28 protein-coding genes are annotated in these 18067 nt (G+C 63.6%); 27 read left to right on the forward strand and 1 reads right to left on the reverse strand.

Translation table 11 applies throughout. The features are described 5' to 3' along the window. The 26 genes from rplD to ACZ75I_RS04005 all read left to right on the forward strand — a co-directional run bounded on the left by rplD (nucleotide 1) and on the right by ACZ75I_RS04005 (nucleotide 13941). Entirely contained in the window at nucleotides 1-606 is a 606-nt protein-coding gene (gene rplD / locus ACZ75I_RS03880; RefSeq protein WP_005415412.1) for a 50S ribosomal protein L4, read from the forward strand. Then, nucleotides 603-902 carry a 50S ribosomal protein L23 gene (gene rplW / locus ACZ75I_RS03885; protein WP_004145338.1) on the forward strand — a complete coding sequence of 100 codons (300 nt, stop codon included), beginning with the start codon at nucleotides 603-605 and terminating at the stop codon, nucleotides 900-902. The genes rplD and rplW overlap by 4 nt, the downstream gene beginning before the upstream one ends. A gap of 10 nt (nucleotides 903-912) precedes the next feature. Beyond that, nucleotides 913-1740, forward strand: a complete 828-nt coding sequence (rplB, locus tag ACZ75I_RS03890; RefSeq protein WP_004145339.1) for a 50S ribosomal protein L2 — start codon at nucleotides 913-915, stop codon at nucleotides 1738-1740. A 6-nt stretch (nucleotides 1741-1746) separates the two neighbouring features. Continuing rightward, nucleotides 1747-2016, forward strand: a complete 270-nt coding sequence (gene rpsS / locus ACZ75I_RS03895; RefSeq protein ID WP_005415413.1) for a 30S ribosomal protein S19 — start codon at nucleotides 1747-1749, stop codon at nucleotides 2014-2016. 12 nt (nucleotides 2017-2028) lie between these two features. Beyond that, on the forward strand, nucleotides 2029-2364 hold the full coding sequence (gene rplV, locus ACZ75I_RS03900) for a 50S ribosomal protein L22 (protein ID WP_004145348.1): 336 nt from the start codon (nucleotides 2029-2031) through the stop codon (nucleotides 2362-2364). An 18-nt stretch (nucleotides 2365-2382) separates the two neighbouring features. Beyond that, complete coding sequence (gene rpsC / locus ACZ75I_RS03905) at nucleotides 2383-3117, forward strand: 30S ribosomal protein S3 (protein WP_005415414.1); 735 nt, start codon at nucleotides 2383-2385, stop codon at nucleotides 3115-3117. A 5-nt stretch (nucleotides 3118-3122) separates the two neighbouring features. Further along, complete coding sequence (rplP, locus tag ACZ75I_RS03910) at nucleotides 3123-3536, forward strand: 50S ribosomal protein L16 (RefSeq protein ID WP_004154486.1); 414 nt, start codon at nucleotides 3123-3125, stop codon at nucleotides 3534-3536. Continuing rightward, on the forward strand, nucleotides 3536-3721 hold the full coding sequence (gene rpmC, locus ACZ75I_RS03915) for a 50S ribosomal protein L29 (protein WP_004154487.1): 186 nt from the start codon (nucleotides 3536-3538) through the stop codon (nucleotides 3719-3721). Before rplP ends, rpmC begins: the two co-directional genes overlap by 1 nt. A gap of 11 nt (nucleotides 3722-3732) precedes the next feature. Continuing rightward, nucleotides 3733-4002: a 30S ribosomal protein S17 gene (gene rpsQ / locus ACZ75I_RS03920; protein ID WP_004154489.1), complete on the forward strand. Its 270-nt coding sequence runs from the start codon at nucleotides 3733-3735 to the stop codon at nucleotides 4000-4002. Nucleotides 4003-4014: 12 nt separating this feature from the next. Then, the gene (gene rplN / locus ACZ75I_RS03925; protein ID WP_010483978.1) at nucleotides 4015-4383 is read left to right on the forward strand and encodes a 50S ribosomal protein L14; all 369 of its coding nucleotides are present in this window, start codon (nucleotides 4015-4017) and stop codon (nucleotides 4381-4383) included. 16 nt (nucleotides 4384-4399) lie between these two features. Then, nucleotides 4400-4717, forward strand: a complete 318-nt coding sequence (gene rplX, locus ACZ75I_RS03930; RefSeq protein ID WP_004154490.1) for a 50S ribosomal protein L24 — start codon at nucleotides 4400-4402, stop codon at nucleotides 4715-4717. Nucleotides 4718-4728: 11 nt separating this feature from the next. Then, nucleotides 4729-5271: a 50S ribosomal protein L5 gene (rplE, locus tag ACZ75I_RS03935; RefSeq protein WP_005415416.1), complete on the forward strand. Its 543-nt coding sequence runs from the start codon at nucleotides 4729-4731 to the stop codon at nucleotides 5269-5271. Between the two features lie 18 nt (nucleotides 5272-5289). Then, nucleotides 5290-5595, forward strand: a complete 306-nt coding sequence (gene rpsN / locus ACZ75I_RS03940; protein WP_005408209.1) for a 30S ribosomal protein S14 — start codon at nucleotides 5290-5292, stop codon at nucleotides 5593-5595. Nucleotides 5596-5853: 258 nt separating this feature from the next. Beyond that, nucleotides 5854-6252, forward strand: a complete 399-nt coding sequence (gene rpsH / locus ACZ75I_RS03945; RefSeq protein ID WP_005408210.1) for a 30S ribosomal protein S8 — start codon at nucleotides 5854-5856, stop codon at nucleotides 6250-6252. Between the two features lie 18 nt (nucleotides 6253-6270). Then, a complete protein-coding gene (rplF, locus tag ACZ75I_RS03950) occupies nucleotides 6271-6795 on the forward strand; it encodes a 50S ribosomal protein L6 (RefSeq protein ID WP_049416175.1) in 525 nt (174 codons plus the stop codon). 32 nt (nucleotides 6796-6827) lie between these two features. After that, nucleotides 6828-7181 (forward strand): 50S ribosomal protein L18, encoded by a 354-nt coding sequence (rplR, locus tag ACZ75I_RS03955; RefSeq protein WP_004154495.1) that lies wholly within the window; start codon nucleotides 6828-6830, stop codon nucleotides 7179-7181. 161 nt (nucleotides 7182-7342) lie between these two features. Further along, nucleotides 7343-7885, forward strand: coding sequence for a 30S ribosomal protein S5 (rpsE, locus tag ACZ75I_RS03960; RefSeq protein WP_005415419.1), 543 nt, complete (start codon nucleotides 7343-7345; stop codon nucleotides 7883-7885). Continuing rightward, entirely contained in the window at nucleotides 7878-8069 is a 192-nt protein-coding gene (gene rpmD / locus ACZ75I_RS03965) for a 50S ribosomal protein L30 (RefSeq protein ID WP_005408214.1), read from the forward strand. The genes rpsE and rpmD overlap by 8 nt, the downstream gene beginning before the upstream one ends. Before the next feature lie 6 nt (nucleotides 8070-8075). Then, entirely contained in the window at nucleotides 8076-8519 is a 444-nt protein-coding gene (rplO, locus tag ACZ75I_RS03970; protein ID WP_004154498.1) for a 50S ribosomal protein L15, read from the forward strand. Between the two features lie 7 nt (nucleotides 8520-8526). After that, complete coding sequence (gene secY / locus ACZ75I_RS03975) at nucleotides 8527-9894, forward strand: preprotein translocase subunit SecY (RefSeq protein ID WP_005415420.1); 1368 nt, start codon at nucleotides 8527-8529, stop codon at nucleotides 9892-9894. A 347-nt stretch (nucleotides 9895-10241) separates the two neighbouring features. Further along, on the forward strand, nucleotides 10242-10598 hold the full coding sequence (gene rpsM, locus ACZ75I_RS03980) for a 30S ribosomal protein S13 (RefSeq protein WP_004154500.1): 357 nt from the start codon (nucleotides 10242-10244) through the stop codon (nucleotides 10596-10598). Nucleotides 10599-10609: 11 nt separating this feature from the next. After that, on the forward strand, nucleotides 10610-10999 hold the full coding sequence (rpsK, locus tag ACZ75I_RS03985; protein WP_004145443.1) for a 30S ribosomal protein S11: 390 nt from the start codon (nucleotides 10610-10612) through the stop codon (nucleotides 10997-10999). Nucleotides 11000-11014: 15 nt separating this feature from the next. After that, entirely contained in the window at nucleotides 11015-11644 is a 630-nt protein-coding gene (gene rpsD / locus ACZ75I_RS03990) for a 30S ribosomal protein S4 (RefSeq protein ID WP_004145446.1), read from the forward strand. 55 nt (nucleotides 11645-11699) lie between these two features. After that, the gene (locus tag ACZ75I_RS03995; RefSeq protein ID WP_005408216.1) at nucleotides 11700-12698 is read left to right on the forward strand and encodes a DNA-directed RNA polymerase subunit alpha; all 999 of its coding nucleotides are present in this window, start codon (nucleotides 11700-11702) and stop codon (nucleotides 12696-12698) included. 190 nt (nucleotides 12699-12888) lie between these two features. Next, the gene (gene rplQ, locus ACZ75I_RS04000; RefSeq protein ID WP_005408217.1) at nucleotides 12889-13272 is read left to right on the forward strand and encodes a 50S ribosomal protein L17; all 384 of its coding nucleotides are present in this window, start codon (nucleotides 12889-12891) and stop codon (nucleotides 13270-13272) included. Nucleotides 13273-13434: 162 nt separating this feature from the next. Next, the gene (locus ACZ75I_RS04005; RefSeq protein WP_061480557.1) at nucleotides 13435-13941 is read left to right on the forward strand and encodes a disulfide bond formation protein B; all 507 of its coding nucleotides are present in this window, start codon (nucleotides 13435-13437) and stop codon (nucleotides 13939-13941) included. A gap of 64 nt (nucleotides 13942-14005) precedes the next feature. Here ACZ75I_RS04005 and ACZ75I_RS04010 read toward each other — a convergent pair whose 3' ends face one another. Beyond that, a complete protein-coding gene (locus ACZ75I_RS04010) occupies nucleotides 14006-16132 on the reverse strand; it encodes a TonB-dependent receptor (protein WP_472958729.1) in 2127 nt (708 codons plus the stop codon). 221 nt (nucleotides 16133-16353) lie between these two features. Here ACZ75I_RS04010 and ACZ75I_RS04015 point away from each other — a divergent pair, with 221 nt between their 5' ends. Beyond that, nucleotides 16354-17745 carry a class II 3-deoxy-7-phosphoheptulonate synthase gene (locus ACZ75I_RS04015; protein WP_472958730.1) on the forward strand — a complete coding sequence of 464 codons (1392 nt, stop codon included), beginning with the start codon at nucleotides 16354-16356 and terminating at the stop codon, nucleotides 17743-17745. Nucleotides 17746-18067: the final 322 nt, after the last annotated feature.

The raw sequence follows: 18067 nt of genomic DNA on the forward strand, positions 1-18067 counted from the left end.
ATGGAACTCGTTATCACGGGTAGCAACAACAAGGTCTCGGTCTCCGAAGCCGTGTTCGGTCGCGATTTCAGCGAAGATCTGGTCCACCAGGTCGTCGTTGCTTACCGCAACGCCGGTCGCGCCGGCACCAAGGCACAGAAGACTCGCTCCGAAGTGGCTGGTACCACCAAGAAGTCGAAGAAGCAGAAGGGCGGCGGCGCGCGTCATGGCGCACTGACGGCTCCGATCTTCGTCGGCGGCGGTGTCACCTTCGCGGCCAAGCCGCGCAGCTTCGAGCAAAAGGTCAATCGCAAGCAGTACCGTGCCGCCATGTGCGCGATCCTGTCCGAGCTGAACCGTCAGGGCCGTCTGACCATCGTGGAGGCCTTCGACGTCGAAGCCACCAGCACGAAGGGTCTGATCGCCAAGCTGGCCGGCCTGGAAGTGGGCAAGCGCCCGCTGATCGTCACCGAGGAAGCGTCCGAGCACCTGTACCTGTCCGCCCGCAATCTGCCGTACGTGCAGGTGCGTGACGTGCAGGGTCTGGACCCGGTCTCGCTGGTGGGTGCCGACACGGTCGTCATCACCGCTGACGCGGTCAAGAAGGTCGAGGAGTGGCTGGCATGAACAGCAACGAAAAAATCTTCAGCGTGCTGCGTGCCCCGCGTGTCTCGGAAAAGACCGCGCGCCTGCAGGAACTCTCCAATCAGTATGTCTTCGAAGTTTCGAACGAAGCCACCAAGGCCGATGTAAAGGCCGCGGTTGAGCAGCTGTTCGACGTCAAGGTCGAAGCCGTCAACGTGGTCAACGTCAAGGGCAAGAACAAGTCCTTCCGTAACCGTGCTGGCCGCCGCGGCGATTGGCGCAAGGCGTACGTTCGCCTGGCCGACGGCCAGTCGATCGATGTAACGGCCAAGGCCTGAGGTACATCCCATGCCATTGATGAAATTCAAGCCCACCTCCCCCGGCCGCCGTTCGGCCGTGCGCGTGGTCACCCCCGACCTGCACAAGGGTGCTCCGCACGCCGCGCTGGTCGAGTCGCAGAGCCGCTCGGGTGGTCGTAACCACCACGGTCGCATCACCGTGCGTCACGTCGGTGGTGGTGCCAAGCAGCACTACCGCATCATCGACTTCAAGCGCAACAAGCTGGGCATCCCGGCGCGCGTGGAACGCATCGAATACGATCCGAACCGCACCGCCCACATCGCTCTGCTGTGCTACGTCGACGGTGAGCGTCGCTACATCATCGCCCCGAAGGGCCTGAAGGCTGGTGATCAGGTGATCGCTGGTTCGGACGCCCCGATCAAGGCCGGCAACACCCTGCCGCTGCGCAACATCCCGGTCGGCACCACCATCCACTGCATCGAACTGAAGCCGGGCAAGGGCGCTCAGATCGCTCGCGCCGCTGGTGCGGCCGTGCAGCTGGTGGCTCGTGAAGGCATCTACGCCACCCTGCGCCTGCGCTCGGGTGAAATGCGCAAGGTTCCGGTCGAGTGCTGCGCCACCATCGGCGAAGTCGGCAACGACGAGCACAGCCTGGAAAAGCTGGGCAAGGCCGGTGCCAAGCGTTGGCGCGGCGTCCGCCCGACCGTTCGTGGTGCTGCCATGAACCCGGTTGACCACCCGCACGGTGGTGGTGAGGCCAAGGCCGGCCAGGGTAACCCGCATCCGGTCACCCCGTGGGGTGTCCCGACCAAGGGTTACAAGACGCGCCATAACAAGCGCACTCAGCAGTTCATCGTCCGCGATCGTAGGGGCTAATCGACCATGGCACGTTCACTCAAGAAGGGCCCGTTCGTCGATCACCACCTCGTCAAGAAGGTGGAGGCCGCTGCGGGCAGCAAGAAGCCGATCAAGACCTGGTCGCGCCGTTCGATGATCCTGCCTGACATGGTAGGCATCACCATTGCCGTGCATAACGGCAAGAACCACATCCCGGTTCTCGTCAACGAGAACATGGTCGGCCACAAGCTCGGCGAATTTGCCATCACCCGGACCTTCAAGGGTCACGGTGGTGACAAGAAGTCGGGCAAGTAAGGAGAGATGACAATGGAAGCGAAAGCCATCCTGCGCACTGCGCGCATCTCCCCGCAGAAGGCTCGTCTGGTCGCTGACCAGGTGCGCGGTCTGCCGGCCGAACGTGCGGTCAACCTGCTGAAGTTCTCGGACAAGAAGGCTGCCCACCTGATCAAGAAGGTGGTGGAGTCGGCAATTGCCAACGCCGAGAACAACCAGGGCGCCGACGTCGACGAGCTGAAGGTTCAGACCATCATGGTTGATGAAGGTCCGACCCTGAAGCGTTTCATGGCGCGGGCGAAAGGCCGCGGTACCCGCATCCTCAAGCGCACCAGCCACATCACTGTGGTTGTGGGCGCCGCCAAGTAAGCGGATAAGGAAAAGACCATGGGTCATAAAGTTCATCCGATTGGTATCCGCCTCGGCATTTCCAAGGACTGGAACTCCAAGTGGTACGCCAACAAGGCCGAGTTCGCTGGTTACCTGGCAGCCGACCTGAAAGTGCGCGACATGCTGCGCAAGAAGCTGGCTCAGGCCGGCATCAGCAAGATCCTGATCGAGCGTCCGGCCAAGACCGCTCGCGTGACGATCCACACCGCCCGTCCGGGCGTGGTGATCGGCAAGCGCGGTGAGGACATCGAGAAGCTGCGCAAGGAAGTGAGCGAGATGATGGGCGTCCCGGCGCACATCAACGTCACCGAAGTGCGCAAGCCGGAACTGGACGCGCAGCTCGTTGCCGAGTCGATCGCCCAGCAGCTGGAGCGTCGCATCATGTTCCGCCGTGCAATGAAGCGCTCGGTCGGCAACGCGATGCGCCTGGGTGCCCTGGGCATCAAGGTCAACGTCGGTGGCCGCCTCAACGGTGCAGAAATCGCCCGTTCGGAGTGGTACCGCGAAGGCCGCGTGCCGCTGCACACCCTGCGTGCCGACATCGACTATGGCTTCGCTGAAGCCAAGACGACCTACGGCATCATCGGCATCAAGGTCTGGATCTACAAGGGCGAGGTCTTCGATTTCTCCCAGGTTGGCCAGGAAAAGCAGGACGACACCCCGTCGCGCAACGATCGTCACGATCGCGGCGACCGTGGTGACCGTCAGCGCCCGGCCCGTGAAGCGAGGTAACGACAATGTTGCAACCCAAGCGAACCAAGTACCGCAAGGTACACAAGGGCCGTAACGATGGCCTGAGCTGGAGCGCCAACGCTGTCAGCTTCGGCGAATACGGCCTGAAGGCAACCGCACACGGTCAGCTGACCGCGCGTCAGATCGAAGCGGCCCGCCGCTCGATCAGCCGCTACGTCAAGCGCGGCGGCAAGATGTGGATCCGCGTGTTCCCCGACAAGCCCATCACCAAGAAGCCCATCGAAGTCCGAATGGGTTCGGGTAAGGGTAACGTGGAATACTGGGTGGCCCAGATCCAGCCCGGCCGCATGATCTATGAAATCGAGGGTGTTTCCGAGGAAGTGGCTCGCGAGGCGTTCCGCCTGGCCGCCGCCAAGCTCTCGGTCACCACCACTTTCGTGACCCGTACGGTGCGCTGATGGATATCAAAACTCTCCGTGAAAAGTCGGCTGACGAACTCAAGGCCCACCTGATCGACCTGCGTAAGGAACAGTTCTCTGTCCGTATGCAGCAGGTCACCGGCCAGCTGCCGAAGACCCACGACATTCGCCGGGTCCGTCGCGAGATTGCTCGCGTCAAGACCCTGCTCGGCAGCACGAAGTAAGGATGGCCGCTATGAGCGACAATACTGAAAAGAAGACGCTGCGCACGGTCGAAGGCCGTGTCGTCAGCAACAAGATGGACAAGACGGTTACCGTCCTGGTTGAGCGTCAGGTCAAGCACGCGCTGTACGGCAAGTACATCAAGCGCTCGACCAAGCTGCACGCCCACGATGCCGACAACGCCTGCAAGGAAGGCGACGTCGTCCGCGTGACCGAGATTGCTCCGATGTCCAAGACCAAGAACTGGCGCGTGGTGGAAGTCATCACGCGTGCGGCTGAATAAGGAGTCTGAATCATGATCCAGATGCAGAGCTACCTTGACGTCGCGGACAATTCGGGTGCCAAGCAGGTGATGTGCTTCAAGGTGCTGGGTGGTTCCAAGCGCCGTTACGCCGGTATCGGCGACATCATCAAGGTCACCGTGAAGGATGCGATTCCGCGCGGCAAGGTCAAGAAGGGTGAAGTGTATGACGCCGTCGTGGTGCGTACCCGCAAGGGTGTGCGTCGCGCCGACGGTTCGCTGATCCGCTTCGACGGCAACGCTGCCGTCCTGCTGAACAACAAGCAGGAGCCGATCGGTACCCGTATCTTCGGGCCGGTGACCCGTGAACTTCGTTCGGAGAAGTTCATGAAGATCGTCTCGCTCGCTCCCGAAGTGCTGTGAGCGACAGGAGATAATCATGGCTAACCGTATCAAGAAGGGCGACCAGGTTGTCGTCAACGCTGGCAAGGACAAGGGCAAGCAGGGCGAAGTCGTCCGCGTCGACGGCGACCGCGTGGTCGTCGCCAACGTGAACATCGTCAAGCGCCACACCAAGCCGAACCCGCAGGCAGGTGTTGCCGGCGGCGTGGTCGAGCGCGAAGCTTCGATCCATATCTCCAACGTGAACGTGCTGAACCCGGCTTCGGGCAAGGGCGAACGCGTTGGCTTCAAGGTGCTGGAGGATGGACGCAAACTGCGTGTGTTCCGCTCCAGCGGTGAGGCGCTCGACGCCTGAGGAATGTGAAGATGACTTCCCGTCTCGAAAAGATCTACAAGGAAGAAGTGGTGCCGGCGCTGATGAAGCAGTTCGGCTACACCAATCCGATGGAAGTACCGAAGCTCGTCAAGGTCACCCTGAACATGGGTGTCGGCGAGGCTGCCACCAACAAGAAGATCCTGGAAAACGCCGTCGCGGACATGACCAAGATTTCCGGCCAGAAGCCGGTTGTCACCAAGTCGCGTATCTCGGTTGCGTCGTTCAAGATCCGTGATGGTTGGCCGATCGGCTGCAAGACTACGCTGCGTCGCCACAAGATGTACGAGTTCCTGGACCGCCTGATCAACATCTCGCTGCCGCGCGTGCGCGACTTCCGTGGTGTTTCCGGTCGTTCCTTCGACGGCCGCGGCAACTTCAACATGGGTGTGAAGGAACAGATCATCTTCCCGGAAATCGACTTCGACGCCGTCGACGCGATCCGCGGTATGGATATCGCCATCACCACCACTGCGAAGACCGACGCGGAAGCGAAGGCGCTGCTGGCAGCGTTCAAGTTCCCGTTCCGTAACTGATCTGTCGAGGAAACCGAAATGGCAAAGACCTCCATGGTCAACCGCGACATCAAGCGGGAAAAGCTGGCCAAGAAGTACGCTGAGAAGCGTGCGGCTCTGAAGAAGATCGTGTCCTCCGTGGACGCGACCTACGAAGAGAAGATCGACGCCGCAACCAAGCTGGCCAAGCTGCCGCGCGATTCGTCGCCGAGCCGCCAGCGCAACCGTTGCGAGCTGTCGGGTCGTCCGCGCGGCGTGTACAGCAAGTTCGGCCTCGGCCGCAACAAGCTGCGCGAAGCCACCATGCGTGGCGACGTCCCGGGCCTGCGCAAGGCCAGCTGGTAATCCCAGCCGGCCCTGCGATCAGGAGCCCCCTCGGGGGCTTCTGAACCGGGGGAGGGAGGCGTTCAGCTTCCTTTCTGCGAAAAAACCCGAAGAGCCCGGCGCAAGTCGGGCTCTTTTGGCGTATACTCCCGCGTCTTGCCCTGCGCAAACGGGGTTGTAGGAGTGGGCCCCGGCCCGCTGCATCAAGGGACCTGGCCCGTTTCCAGGAGACAACAGATTTTCGCGAAAGCGGATATCGGTGCACTCAAAGGTACTCATATGAGCATGACTGATCCCATCGCCGACCTGCTGGTCCGCATCAAGAATGCGGCTGCGGTTGGCAAGCAGACGGTGAAAGCCCCGTCGTCCAAGATCAAGGTTGCGATCGCCCAGGTCCTGAAGGACGAGGGTTACATCACCGACCTGCGCGTGACCCAGCTGGAAAACAACAAGTCCGAGCTGGAAATCGTGCTGAAGTATTTCGAAGGCAAGCCGGTCATCGCGACCCTGAAGCGCTTCTCGCGTTCGGGCCTGCGCCAGTACCGCGGCAAGAGCGAGCTGCCGAAGGTCATGAATGGCTTGGGCATCTCCATCATTTCCACCTCCAAGGGCATCATGACTGATGCGCAGGCGCGCCAGCTGGGCGTCGGCGGCGAAGTCCTGTGCTTCGTGGCCTAAGGCGAAAGGAGTAGAACTATGTCCCGCGTAGCCAAGAAGCCCGTCACCCTGGGTAAGGTCGAACTGAACGTCCAGTCGGAAAGCATCACCGTCAAGGGCCCGAAGGGCACCCTGTCGCTGGTCAAGCCGGCCGGTATTGCCATCAACGTCGACAGCGGCGTTGCCACCCTGAGCACCGAGAGCGCCGACCTGGTCGCGCTGACCGGTACTGTGCGCGCGATCCTGGCCAACATGGTCAAGGGCGTGTCCGAAGGCTTCGAGCGCAAGCTGGAGCTGGTCGGCGTGGGTTACCGTGCTGCCATGCAGGGCAAGGATCTGAGCCTGTCGCTCGGTTTCTCGCATCCGGTCGTGTTCGTGGCGCCGGAAGGCATCACCATTTCCACCCCGACCCAGACCGAGATCCTGGTCCAGGGCGCTGACAAGCAGGTCGTCGGTGAAGTCGCCGCCAAGATCCGTGCGTTCCGCAAGCCGGAGCCGTACAAGGGCAAGGGCGTGAAGTACTCCGACGAAGTCATCATCCGTAAGGAAGCCAAGAAGGCCTAATTAGGCGCTTCCGCTTTCAAGGAAAAAACATCATGAACAAGAACATCGCCCGCCTGCGTCGCGCCAAGTCGACCCGCGCCCACATCCGTGAGCTCGGCGTCGCCCGCCTGTCGGTGCTGCGCACCGGCCAGCACCTGTACGCCCAGGTCTTCACTGCTGACGGTTCGAAGGTACTGGCTGCCGCCAACACCACCCAGACCGACGTCAAGGAAGGCCTGAAGAACGGCAAGAACGCCGATGCCGCTGCCAAGGTCGGCCGCATCGTTGCCGAGCGTGCCAAGGCCGCCGGCATCGAGAAGGTTGCCTTCGATCGTTCGGGCTACCGCTACCACGGCCGCATCAAGGCCCTGGCAGAAGCCGCCCGCGAAGCCGGCCTGCAGTTCTAAGGGATCAGGGCAGGGGGCCGATGGCCTCCTGCCCACCTGCTCGCCAGCCTGAGCGAGGCTGGACGGCGCCGCTCTTCTGCAGCGGCCCACCGGAACAACGCGTCACTCCACAACCATAAGCGGCCCCGAGCCGTACATACCCAAACAACCAAGGAATCAACATGGCAGAAGAGCGTCAGCAGCGGGGTCGCGATCGCGACCGTAACCGCGAAGAGAAGATCGACGACGGCATGATCGAAAAGCTGGTCGCGGTCAACCGCGTCAGCAAGACCGTCAAGGGTGGCCGCCAGTTCACCTTCACCGCCCTGACCGTTGTCGGCGACGGCGAAGGCAAGGTCGGTTTCGGTTATGGCAAGGCCCGCGAAGTGCCGGTCGCCATCCAGAAGTCGATGGAACAGGCCCGCAAGAACCTGGTCAGCGTTGACCTGAACAACGGCACCCTGTGGCACACCATCAAGGATGGTCACGGCGCAGCCCGCGTGTTCATGCAGCCGGCTTCGGAAGGTACTGGCGTCATCGCCGGTGGTGCCATGCGCGCCGTGCTGGAAGCCGTTGGCGTGAAGAACGTGCTGGCCAAGGCCACCGGTTCGCGCAACCCGATCAATCTGGTGCGCGCCACCGTGAAGGGCCTGACTGCTGCGCAGTCGCCGGCCCGCATCGCGGCCAAGCGCGGCAAGAAGGTGGAGGAACTCAACCATGGCTAATGAGTCCAACAAGACTGTGAAGGTCCGCCTGGTGCGTGGCCTGCGTGGCACCCAGTCGCGTCACCGCCTGTCGGTGCGTGCCCTGGGCCTGAACAAGCTCAACGATGTGCGTGAACTGAAGGACAGCCCGCAGGTGCGCGGCCTGATCAACAAGGTTCAGTACCTCGTCCAGGTTGAGGAGTAATCGACCATGACTCTGCGTCTCAATGAACTGAGCCCGGCACCGGGCGCCCGCACCGAGCGCACCCGCGTCGGCCGCGGTATCGGCTCGGGCCTGGGCAAGACTGCCGGCCGCGGCCACAAGGGTTCGTTCGCCCGCAAGGGTGGCGGCAAGATCAAGGCTGGCTTCGAAGGCGGCCAGACCCCCATGCAGCGTCGTCTGCCGAAGATCGGCTTCCGTTCGCCGATCGCCAAGGACACCGCTGAAGTGCTGCTGTACGCGCTGGACAAGCTGCCGGCCGGTGAGATCGACTTCGCCGCCCTGCGTGCTGCCAAGCTGGTCCCGAGCACTGCCAAGAAGGCCAAGGTCGTCGTCAAGGGCGAAGTGACCAAGGCGTTCACCCTGAAGGGTATTGCTGCCACGGCTGGTGCCAAGGCTGCGATCGAAGCTGCCGGCGGCAGCGTAACGGAGTAAGAAAATCATGGCGCAAGCTGGCATCGGTAACCTCGCGGGCGGAATGGGCAAGTTCACTGAACTTCGCCAACGTTTGCTGTTCGTCGTCGGGGCTTTGATCGTCTATCGCATCGGCTGCTACGTGCCGGTGCCGGGCGTCAATCCCGATGCCATGCTTGCCATGATGCAACAGCAGGGCGGCGGCATCGTGGACATGTTCAACATGTTCTCGGGCGGCGCCCTGCACCGTTTCAGCATCTTTGCGCTGAACGTGATGCCGTACATCTCGGCATCGATCGTGATGCAGCTGGCCGTGCACATCTTCCCCGCCCTGAAGGCGATGCAGAAGGAGGGTGAGTCCGGCCGCCGCAAGATCACCCAGTATTCGCGCATCGGCGCCGTGCTGCTGGCAGTGGTGCAGGGCGGTTCGATCGCGCTGGCCCTGCAGGGGCAGGTTTCGCCGTCGGGCGCTCCGGTCGTGTACGCCCCCGGTATGGGCTTCGTGCTCACCGCGGTGGTCGCACTGACTGCCGGCACCATGTTCCTGATGTGGGTCGGTGAGCAGGTCACCGAACGCGGTATCGGCAACGGCGTGTCGCTGATCATCTTCGCCGGTATCGTCGCCGGCCTGCCGGGTGCGGTCATCCACACCTTCGACGCCTACCGCGACGGTAACATCCAGTTCATCCAGCTCCTGCTGATCGCCATTGTCGTGCTCGCCTTCACCTTCTTCGTGGTGTTCGTGGAGCGTGGCCAGCGCCGGATCACGGTCAATTACGCGCGCCGCCAGGGCGGTCGCAACGCGTACATGAACCAGACCTCGTTCCTGCCGCTGAAGCTCAACATGGCCGGCGTCATCCCGGCGATCTTCGCCTCGAGCCTGCTGGCCTTCCCGGCCACCCTGGCGATGTGGTCCGGCCAGGCTGCCAACCAGAGCAGCTTCGGCCAGGTGCTGCAGAAGGTCGCCAATGCCCTGGGCCCGGGCGAGCCGCTGCACATGATCGTGTTCGCTGCGCTGATCACCGGTTTCGCGTTCTTCTATACCGCGCTGGTGTTCAATTCGCAGGAAACCGCCGACAACCTGAAGAAGTCGGGCGCTTTGATTCCGGGCATCCGTCCGGGCAAGGCCACCGCCGACTACATCGACGGCGTGCTGACCCGCCTGACCGCGGCCGGCTCGGCCTACCTGGTGATCGTCTGCCTGCTGCCCGAACTGATGCGCACGCAGCTGAATGCCTCGTTCTACTTCGGTGGCACGTCGCTGCTGATCGTGGTGGTGGTGGTGATGGATTTCATCGCCCAGGTGCAGGCACACCTGATGTCCCACCAGTACGAGAGCCTGCTGAAGAAGGCCAACCTGAAGGGCGGCAACCGCGGCGGTTTTGCCCGCGGCTGACAGGCCTGTTATACTTTCGTCTTCCTGACGTGATGGTCCCTCCGCTTCGCGGACTCCGGCCACACAAACGAAGGGCGGCCCCCGCAGCGGTTCCGGGTGGGGGTGTGATGAGGTGGTCCCGCGCTGGAGTAGCGCGGGCGGCCCCGGGGGAAACCCCAGGTCCAACCCCATCCGGCGCCGGAGCCTGGGCACACTCCCCAGGCCGGGTTCATGAAACCAATGGTTTCACGGGCTTCCATGTAAACCGGAATCTTGTTAGTATCGCTAGTTCACTTTTTTGATCCATCCTGCCGGATTGGCGTGCCCGAGGCGCGCTGTCGGCCATCACTCAGCTGGAGAACCGCGTCATGGCGCGTATTGCAGGCGTCAACCTGCCAGCCCAGAAGCACGTCTGGGTCGGGTTGCAAAGCATTTACGGCATCGGCCGTACCCGTTCGAAGAAGGTCTGCGAAGTCGCAGGCGTTGCTTCGACCACCAAGATCCGCGATCTGTCGGAGCCGGAAATCGAGCGCCTGCGCGCCGAAGTCGGCAAGTACATCGTGGAAGGCGATCTGCGCCGTGAGATCGGCATCGCGATCAAGCGCCTGATGGACCTGGGCTGCTACCGCGGCCTGCGTCACCGTCGTGGCCTCCCGCTGCGTGGCCAGCGCACCCGTACCAACGCCCGCACCCGCAAGGGTCCGCGCAAGGCGATCAAGAAGTAAGGGACTGAGAAATGGCTAAGCCCGCTGCTAAGACCAAGAAGAAGATCAAGCGCGTCGTCACCGACGGCGTTGCCCACGTCCACGCTTCGTTCAACAACACCATCGTCACCATCACCGATCGCCAGGGCAATGCTCTGTCGTGGGCGACCTCCGGTGGCGCTGGCTTCCGCGGTTCGCGCAAGTCGACCCCGTTCGCTGCCCAGGTGGCTGCTGAAAAGGCCGGTCGTGCTGCGCTGGACTACGGCGTGAAGTCGCTGGAAGTCCGCATCAAGGGCCCGGGTCCGGGCCGTGAGTCGGCCGTGCGTTCGCTGAACAACGTCGGCTACAAGATCACCAACATCATCGACGTGACGCCCATCCCGCACAACGGGTGCCGTCCGCCGAAGAAGCGTCGCGTCTAAAGGGAGCGATAAGAAATGGCTCGTTATATCGGTCCTACCTGTAAGCTCGCCCGCCGCGAAGGCGCCGACCTGTCCCTGAAGAGCCCGGCGCGTGCGCTGGACTCCAAGTGCAAGCTGGAGCAGAAGCCCGGCCAGCACGGCGCCACTGCCCGCAAGGGCAAGCTGTCCGACTACGCCACCCAGCTGCGTGAAAAGCAGAAGGTCAAGCGTATCTACGGCCTGCTGGAGCGTCAGTTCCGCAACTACTACAAGAAGGCCTCGACCAAGAAGGGCAACACCGGCGAGAACCTGCTGCAGCTGCTGGAAACCCGCCTGGACAACGTCGTCTACCGCATGGGCTTCGCCGTGACCCGTCCGGCTGCCCGTCAGCTGGTGTCGCACCGCGGCGTCACCGTGAATGGCAAGTCGGTCAACCTGGCTTCGTACCAGGTCAAGGCTGGCGACGCCATCGCTCTGTCCGAAAAGGCTGCCAAGCAGCTGCGCGTCCAGGAAGCCCTGACCGTCGCCGCCCAGCATGACCTGAGCCCGTCGTGGGTTGAAGTGGATTCCGGCAAGTTCACCGGCATCTTCAAGGCTGTTCCGGATCGTTCGGATCTGCCTGCGGACATCAACGAAGCGCTGATCGTCGAGCTGTATTCGAAGTAATTCACATTGGAGAGCCCCCGGCGACGGCCGGGGGTTCACTAGGAGAACCCGCAACATGACGGTTACCGCCAACCAGGTTCTGCGTCCTCGCGGTCCGCAGATCGAACGCCTTACCGACACCCGTGCAAAGGTCGTTATCGAACCTTTGGAGCGGGGTTACGGGCATACGCTGGGCAACGCCCTGCGTCGCGTGCTGCTGTCGTCCATCCCGGGCTTCGCCATCACGGAAGTCGAAATCGACGGCGTGTTGCATGAGTACACCACGGTCGAAGGTCTGCAGGAGGATGTGCTCGAAGTCCTGCTCAACCTGAAGGACGTGGCCATCCGTATGCACTCCGGCGACAGCGCCACCCTGTCCCTGTCCAAGCAGGGCCCGGGCGTTGTCACCGCTGCCGACATCAAGGTCGACCACAATGTGGAGATCCTGAACGGCGACCATGTGATCTGCCACCTGACCAAGGACACGGCAATCAACATGCGTCTGAAGATCGAACGTGGTTTCGGCTACCAGCCGGCTGCCGCGCGTCGTCGTCCGGACGAAGAAACCCGTGCCATCGGCCGCCTGGTCCTGGATGCCTCGTTCTCGCCGGTCCGCCGTGTCGCCTATGCCGTGGAAGCGGCGCGTGTCGAACAGCGCACCGACCTGGACAAGCTGGTCATCGATATCGAGACCAACGGCACCATCGACGCCGAGGAAGCCGTGCGCACCGCCGCCGACATCCTCAGCGACCAGCTGTCGGTGTTCGGTGACTTCACCCACCGCGACCGCGGTGCGGCCAAGCCGGCCAACAACGGCGTGGATCCGGTGCTGCTGCGCCCGATCGACGATCTGGAGCTGACCGTGCGTTCGGCCAACTGCCTGAAGGCTGAAAGCATCTACTACATCGGCGATCTGATCCAGAAGACCGAAGTGGAGCTGCTGAAGACCCCGAACCTGGGCAAGAAGTCGCTCACCGAGATCAAGGAAGTGCTGGCTCAGCGCGGCCTGTCGCTCGGCATGAAGCTGGAGAACTGGCCGCCGGCCGGCGTCGCCAGCCACGGCATGCTGGGTTGATATCGGCAATGCCTGAAGGCTCCACCGTTCGCGGTGGGGCCTTCAACGCAACACAACATGCCACGACGAACCCCAGGTTCGCGGGCAGGTCGTCCAGGACGGGCGGCCAGGACCATCCGCAGTCCGCGCAGCAACGCCAGGATGGCGACAACGATCCGCACAGCCTCATCATTAACCAAGGAATATCACCATGCGTCACCAGAAGTCTGGCCGTAAGTTCAGCCGCACCAGCGCCCACCGCGAAGCGATGTTCAAGAACATGGCCGCCTCGCTGTTCAAGCACGAGCTGATCAAGACCACCCTGCCGAAGGCCAAGGAACTGCGCCGCGTTGCCGAGCCGCTGATCACCCTGGCCAAGGTCGACTCCGTCGCCAACCGCCGTCTGGCCTTCGCCCGCCTGCGCGACAACGAAGCCGTGGGCAACCTGTTCACCATCCTGGGCCCGCGCTACGCGAACCGTCCGGGCGGCTACCTGCGCCTGCTGAAGTGCGGCTTCCGCGCTGGCGACAACGCGCCGATGGCCTACGTCGAGCTGGTTGACCGTCCGGTCGTGGCCGAGGAAGTGGCCGAGTAATCGGACCGCTCCAACGCGACACAGCGAAAGCCCGGCCTCTGCCGGGCTTTTGCGTTTCTGCGGGATCTGACCCGCACCGTTCCGACAGGCGTCACCTGTGGCGGTTCGAATGGCGCGCACTCTCGGTTACGCTTGGCGCCTTGATCCATTCGAGCGTTGACGATGAATCCACTGCGCTGGCCCTTCCGCGCCCAGTTCCTTCTGGGCTTCCTGATCTGCGCGGGCCTGCTGGGCTACGCGATCTTCCTGCAGCTGAAGATGGGCCTGGAGCCGTGTCCGCTGTGCATCTTCCAGCGGCTGGCGTTCGCCGCGCTGGGCCTGCTGTTCCTGATCGGTGCACTGCACGGGCCCTGCAACCGTCCTGGCCGGGCAACCTACGGCGTGCTCGCCTTCATTGCCGCCGCGGTCGGCGTAGGCATCGCTGCGCGCCACGTCTACGTGCAGATGCTGCCACCGGAGATGGGTGCGACCTGCGGCCCGCCGCTGAGCTTCCTGCGCGAGACCATGGGGCCGCTGGAAGTGTTCCGCACGGTGCTGACCGGTACCGGCAACTGCGGCAATATCGACTGGACGTTCCTGGGCCTGACCATGCCGATGTGGTCGGGCGTGTGGTTCGTGCTGCTGGCGCTGTGGGCGCTGGTGGTGTCGCTGCGCAAGGTCAAGCGCTGAACTAAGGCGGGGTCGGAGCCCTCTCCTGCGGAAAGGGGGGCCGACCCCAGGCACCCTGGCGTCCTCAGAAATCCTGCTGCAGGCTCAGGTAGGCGCCACGGCGCGGTCCCCACTGCGGGGCGAACACGCCGACGCCACCGCCATCGCGCAGTTGGTAGCTGCGGTCCAATGCATTGATGACCGCCAGCTGCACATGCAGCGGATGGTCGCTGTCGGCATTGAAGTCATGCCCGGCGCTGAGGTTCACCTGCAGGTAGGACGGCAGCTCGCCGCCGTTGGGCACGCCCTCGATGTCCGAACGCAGGCCGCTACCGAACACGTAGTTGGCGCCGACCCGGTTGTGGCCGGCGAAGGCGTAGCTGAAGCCGCCCGATGAGGTCAGCTTCTGGTCGTGGTCGAGGTGGATCCAATGGTTGGCCACATAGGCCAGCGCGTCCGGATCGAGGTTGTACTGGCCGGTGACGACCTGGGTGCCGATGGCCTTGTTGTACGCCGCGTTGACGTAGGCGCTGAACGGACCGTCGCTGTAGTCGGCACTGAACTCCAGGCCATGGATATGGCCGCGGCGGTAGTTGAACGTCGAATAGATGTAGGCGGCACCGAACTGGCCTTCGTCCTGCAGGCGTGCGACGCGTCGGTCATAGGCATCCAGGCCCAGGGTCAGGTGTTCGCCCACCTGCTGCGACACGCCGACGTCGTAGTAGTCGCTGCGTTCGGCCAGTGGCGTGTTGTTGCCGCCGCTCGGCTGCTGGTTGGTGGTGCCGTCGTACAGCGCGATATCGCTGCTGGCGATCAGCTCACTGGCCGGTGGCGTGAAGTAACGCGAATAGCCGGCATGCACGGTGGTGCTGTCGCTGGCATTCCAGGCCACGCCCACGCGGGGGCTGAGCTGGCCCTCGGTGTGGCCAAAGGCCTTGTAGCGATCTCCGCGCAGGCCGTAGTTGACGGTCCAGTCGTCGCCGATCTTCCATTCATCCTGCACGTACAACGCCTGCGTGCTGGCATGGAAGGCACTGTGGTCAGGTATCAGCAGCGGCGTGGTGCTGGACTGCTGGCCGGCGTCATCGACCGGGAACACCCAGCTGCTGTTGCTGGCCCGCGCGTTCTCGTAGTTGCCATACAGGCCATAGCGCAGCGTGTGGTCGCTGCCCAGTGGGGTGGAGAAATCGGCCTGCAGCGTGTTGGCGCGGTTGCTGCGCTGCACCTGCGAGGCGACGCCACTGAATACCAGGTCGCCGATGACATCCGGGATGAACGCCACATCGCTGTAGCGCTGCCCGGCTGACAGTTGGTAGGCGGTGCTGCCCAGCGCGCCCTGCAGCACCAGCATGCCGAAGCGGGTGGTCTCGCGCTGGGTTTCATCCAGCTGGCTGGAGTCGAAGGTGGTGGTGTCCAGGTAACCGAACTGCGGGGTCTGCCCGGGGTTGACCGGGATCTGGAAGCGATTGTTGGCGAAGCCGGCGAACACGCTCAGGCGCGTGTTCTCGTTGACCAGGTAGGTGAGGTCAGCGAACGCTTTGCCCTGGTGGGTGTCGTCGTGCAGCGGCTTGCGCGAGCGGGTCGGGTTCTCCAGGCCAACCTCGTTCTGGTCGTAGTTGCCGGTCAGGAACCAGCTCCATCGCCCCTGGTTGCCCCACCACGAGGCATTCGGATTGATCTTGCCGAACGAGCCTGCGGTCAGACCGGCGCTGCCGCCATTGCCGAGCTCGGCGCCATTGCGGGTGCTGATGTCGACCACTGCAGCGGTGCGCTCGCCGAACTGCGCCGGCAGCGCGCCATCCATCAGGCGGATGCTCTTGATGGTGCGTGCATCCAGTGTCTGGCCGAAGCCGGAGATCGATTCGGGCAGCAGCACGCCATTGATGCGGTACTGCAGATTGGCGTGGTCGCCGCGCACGTGCACGCCGCCATAGGAATCCTGGACCACGCCCGGGGCCTGCAGCAGTACCTGGCTGAGCGGCGCGGAGGCACCCAGCGGCTGCTTCTGGATGTCCTCGGCGGTGATCTGGTACTGGCTGCTGCCGATGTCCGGCGACAGCGCGTTGCGGGCCTGGTCGAGCTGGGCGTGGACGGTGACTGCGTCCAGATCCTTGACGGAGGAAGAGGTGTCGTCGGTCGTTGCGGCGAAGGCGGGCAGGCTGGCCAAGGCCAGGGCGAAGGCAATGCCGGTAGCGAGGGGTGAGGGCTTCATGGTGAGAGAGGGGGCGGCTGGGTGTGGAAGGGGCCGGTCCATGACGTGGAAGTGTTACTCCGTAACAAATCATGCGCCTGTCCCGTGCGGCTGGCCATGCTGGATCTGGCTGCTGGCGTTGGCCTTTCCCTGCCGTTCAGGTGGCCGGGGCGGCGGGGATGGGCCTTTGCGTCGGCGGCTGGCTCTGCGACCATGACCGCCCCCCACCCCGGAAGTCTGCAATGAGCCTGTCCGCCGTTCCGCCCGTCTCCGATCCCGCCGCGACCACCGCTTGCGCTGCCTGGTCGCCGGAGAGCTGGCGTGGCAAGACCGCGCTGCAGATGCCGACCTACCCGGACCCGGTGGCATTGGACGCCGCTCTGCACGAGCTGAAGCGGCTGCCGCCGCTTGTCACCTCGTGGGAGATCCTGGCGTTGAAGCAGCAGCTGGCCGAGGCCCAGGAAGGCAAGCGCTTCCTGCTGCAGGGCGGCGACTGCGCCGAGAACTTCAGCGACTGCGAATCGGGCACCATCTCCAACCGCCTGAAGGTACTGCTGCAGATGAGCCTGGTGCTGGTGCACGGCCTGCGCCAGCCGGTGATCCGCGTGGGCCGCTTCGCTGGCCAGTACGCCAAGCCGCGCTCGGCCGACACCGAGACCCGCGACGGCGTGACCCTGCCCAGCTACCGCGGTGATGTGATCAACGCACCGGCGTTCACCGAAGCGGCGCGCCTGCCGGACCCGAAGCGGATGCTGCAGGCCCACGCGCATTCGGCGATGACGATGAACTTCGTGCGTGCGCTGATCGACGGCGGTTTCGCCGACCTGCACCACCCCGAATACTGGAACCTGGAGTGGGTAAGCCACTCGCCGCTGGCGGCCGAGTACCAGAAGATGGTGGCCTCGATCGGCGATGCGGTGCACTTCATGGAGACCCTGGCCGGGGCCCGCGTGCACAACCTCAACCGCATCGACTTCTACACGTCGCACGAAGCGCTGCTGCTGCCCTACGAGCAGGCGTTGACCCGCCAGGTGCCGCGCCAGCAGGGCTGGTTGAACCTGAGCACGCATTACCCGTGGATCGGCATGCGCACGGCCGCGCTCGATGGCGCGCACGTGGAGTACCTGCGTGGCGTGCGCAATCCGATTGCGATCAAGGTGGGCCCGTCGGTGACGCCGGACCAGCTGCTGCGCCTGATCGATGTGCTCAACCCACATGACGAGCCGGGCCGCCTGAGCTTCATCCACCGGATGGGCGCAACGCAGATCGCAGAGAAACTGCCGCCGCTGCTGGACGCGGTCAAGCGTGATGGTCGCCGCGTGCTGTGGGTGTGCGATGCGATGCATGGCAATACCGAAAGCACCGCCAACGGTTTCAAGACACGCCGCTTCGACAACGTGCGTGGCGAGGTGGAGATGTCGTTCGATCTGCATGCGGCCGCCGGTACGCGCCTGGGCGGTGTGCATCTGGAACTGACCGGCGAGGACGTGACCGAGTGCATCGGCGGCGCGCGCGAACTGACCGAGCGCGACCTGGAGCGTGCGTATCGTTCGACGGTGGACCCGCGGTTGAACTACGAGCAGTCGCTGGAGATCGCGATGGCGATCGTGCGCAAGCAGGAGCAAGTGCGTTAAGTGCGTTGCGGCAGGGCTTGCAGCCCTGCACCTGCGGAATCAACGTCAACTGCAACGTCAAACGCGGGCATTCCGTGGGAAGGCGGGGCGGTATCGGAGTGCGGGGACGCCGCAAGTACGTCCTTGTAGGCTTGGCAGCCGCATCCATGCGGCTGACGCCCCGCACTCCGACACCGCCCCGCCTCTGACGAATTCCGGCGGCTGCGGGTAAGTGTCGACCTTGGTCGACACGGTAGATCCACGCCATGCGTGGATGCTTTTGGAATCCAATTCGAAATATTCGATTCCGATGGAGATTCATCCACGCATGGCGTGGATCTAC

This window comes from Stenotrophomonas sp. X (assembly GCF_055721025.1).

Excerpts from the sequence above, each read along its gene's own strand:
- rplW (WP_004145338.1), top strand. The coding sequence starts at position 603 with ATGAACAGCAACGAAAAAATCTTCAGCGTGCTGCGTGCCCCGCGTGTC.
- rplE (WP_005415416.1), top strand. The coding sequence starts at position 4,729 with ATGACTTCCCGTCTCGAAAAGATCTACAAGGAAGAAGTGGTGCCGGCG.
- rpsM (WP_004154500.1), top strand. The coding sequence starts at position 10,242 with ATGGCGCGTATTGCAGGCGTCAACCTGCCAGCCCAGAAGCACGTCTGG.
- rplP (WP_004154486.1), top strand. The coding sequence starts at position 3,123 with ATGTTGCAACCCAAGCGAACCAAGTACCGCAAGGTACACAAGGGCCGT.
- rpsQ (WP_004154489.1), top strand. The coding sequence starts at position 3,733 with ATGAGCGACAATACTGAAAAGAAGACGCTGCGCACGGTCGAAGGCCGT.
- rpsC (WP_005415414.1), top strand. The coding sequence starts at position 2,383 with ATGGGTCATAAAGTTCATCCGATTGGTATCCGCCTCGGCATTTCCAAG.
- rpmC (WP_004154487.1), top strand. The coding sequence starts at position 3,536 with ATGGATATCAAAACTCTCCGTGAAAAGTCGGCTGACGAACTCAAGGCC.
- rplV (WP_004145348.1), top strand. The coding sequence starts at position 2,029 with ATGGAAGCGAAAGCCATCCTGCGCACTGCGCGCATCTCCCCGCAGAAG.
- rpsH (WP_005408210.1), top strand. The coding sequence starts at position 5,854 with ATGAGCATGACTGATCCCATCGCCGACCTGCTGGTCCGCATCAAGAAT.
- rpsK (WP_004145443.1), top strand. The coding sequence starts at position 10,610 with ATGGCTAAGCCCGCTGCTAAGACCAAGAAGAAGATCAAGCGCGTCGTC.
- rplD (WP_005415412.1), top strand. The coding sequence starts at position 1 with ATGGAACTCGTTATCACGGGTAGCAACAACAAGGTCTCGGTCTCCGAA.
- rplQ (WP_005408217.1), top strand. The coding sequence starts at position 12,889 with ATGCGTCACCAGAAGTCTGGCCGTAAGTTCAGCCGCACCAGCGCCCAC.
- rpsD (WP_004145446.1), top strand. The coding sequence starts at position 11,015 with ATGGCTCGTTATATCGGTCCTACCTGTAAGCTCGCCCGCCGCGAAGGC.
- rpsN (WP_005408209.1), top strand. The coding sequence starts at position 5,290 with ATGGCAAAGACCTCCATGGTCAACCGCGACATCAAGCGGGAAAAGCTG.
- rplB (WP_004145339.1), top strand. The coding sequence starts at position 913 with ATGCCATTGATGAAATTCAAGCCCACCTCCCCCGGCCGCCGTTCGGCC.
- rpsS (WP_005415413.1), top strand. The coding sequence starts at position 1,747 with ATGGCACGTTCACTCAAGAAGGGCCCGTTCGTCGATCACCACCTCGTC.
- rpsE (WP_005415419.1), top strand. The coding sequence starts at position 7,343 with ATGGCAGAAGAGCGTCAGCAGCGGGGTCGCGATCGCGACCGTAACCGC.
- ACZ75I_RS03995 (WP_005408216.1), top strand. The coding sequence starts at position 11,700 with ATGACGGTTACCGCCAACCAGGTTCTGCGTCCTCGCGGTCCGCAGATC.
- secY (WP_005415420.1), top strand. The coding sequence starts at position 8,527 with ATGGCGCAAGCTGGCATCGGTAACCTCGCGGGCGGAATGGGCAAGTTC.
- rplF (WP_049416175.1), top strand. The coding sequence starts at position 6,271 with ATGTCCCGCGTAGCCAAGAAGCCCGTCACCCTGGGTAAGGTCGAACTG.
- ACZ75I_RS04015 (WP_472958730.1), top strand. The coding sequence starts at position 16,354 with ATGAGCCTGTCCGCCGTTCCGCCCGTCTCCGATCCCGCCGCGACCACC.
- rplX (WP_004154490.1), top strand. The coding sequence starts at position 4,400 with ATGGCTAACCGTATCAAGAAGGGCGACCAGGTTGTCGTCAACGCTGGC.
- rplO (WP_004154498.1), top strand. The coding sequence starts at position 8,076 with ATGACTCTGCGTCTCAATGAACTGAGCCCGGCACCGGGCGCCCGCACC.
- rplR (WP_004154495.1), top strand. The coding sequence starts at position 6,828 with ATGAACAAGAACATCGCCCGCCTGCGTCGCGCCAAGTCGACCCGCGCC.
- rplN (WP_010483978.1), top strand. The coding sequence starts at position 4,015 with ATGATCCAGATGCAGAGCTACCTTGACGTCGCGGACAATTCGGGTGCC.
- ACZ75I_RS04010 (WP_472958729.1), bottom strand. The coding sequence starts at position 16,132 with ATGAAGCCCTCACCCCTCGCTACCGGCATTGCCTTCGCCCTGGCCTTG.
- ACZ75I_RS04005 (WP_061480557.1), top strand. The coding sequence starts at position 13,435 with ATGAATCCACTGCGCTGGCCCTTCCGCGCCCAGTTCCTTCTGGGCTTC.
- rpmD (WP_005408214.1), top strand. The coding sequence starts at position 7,878 with ATGGCTAATGAGTCCAACAAGACTGTGAAGGTCCGCCTGGTGCGTGGC.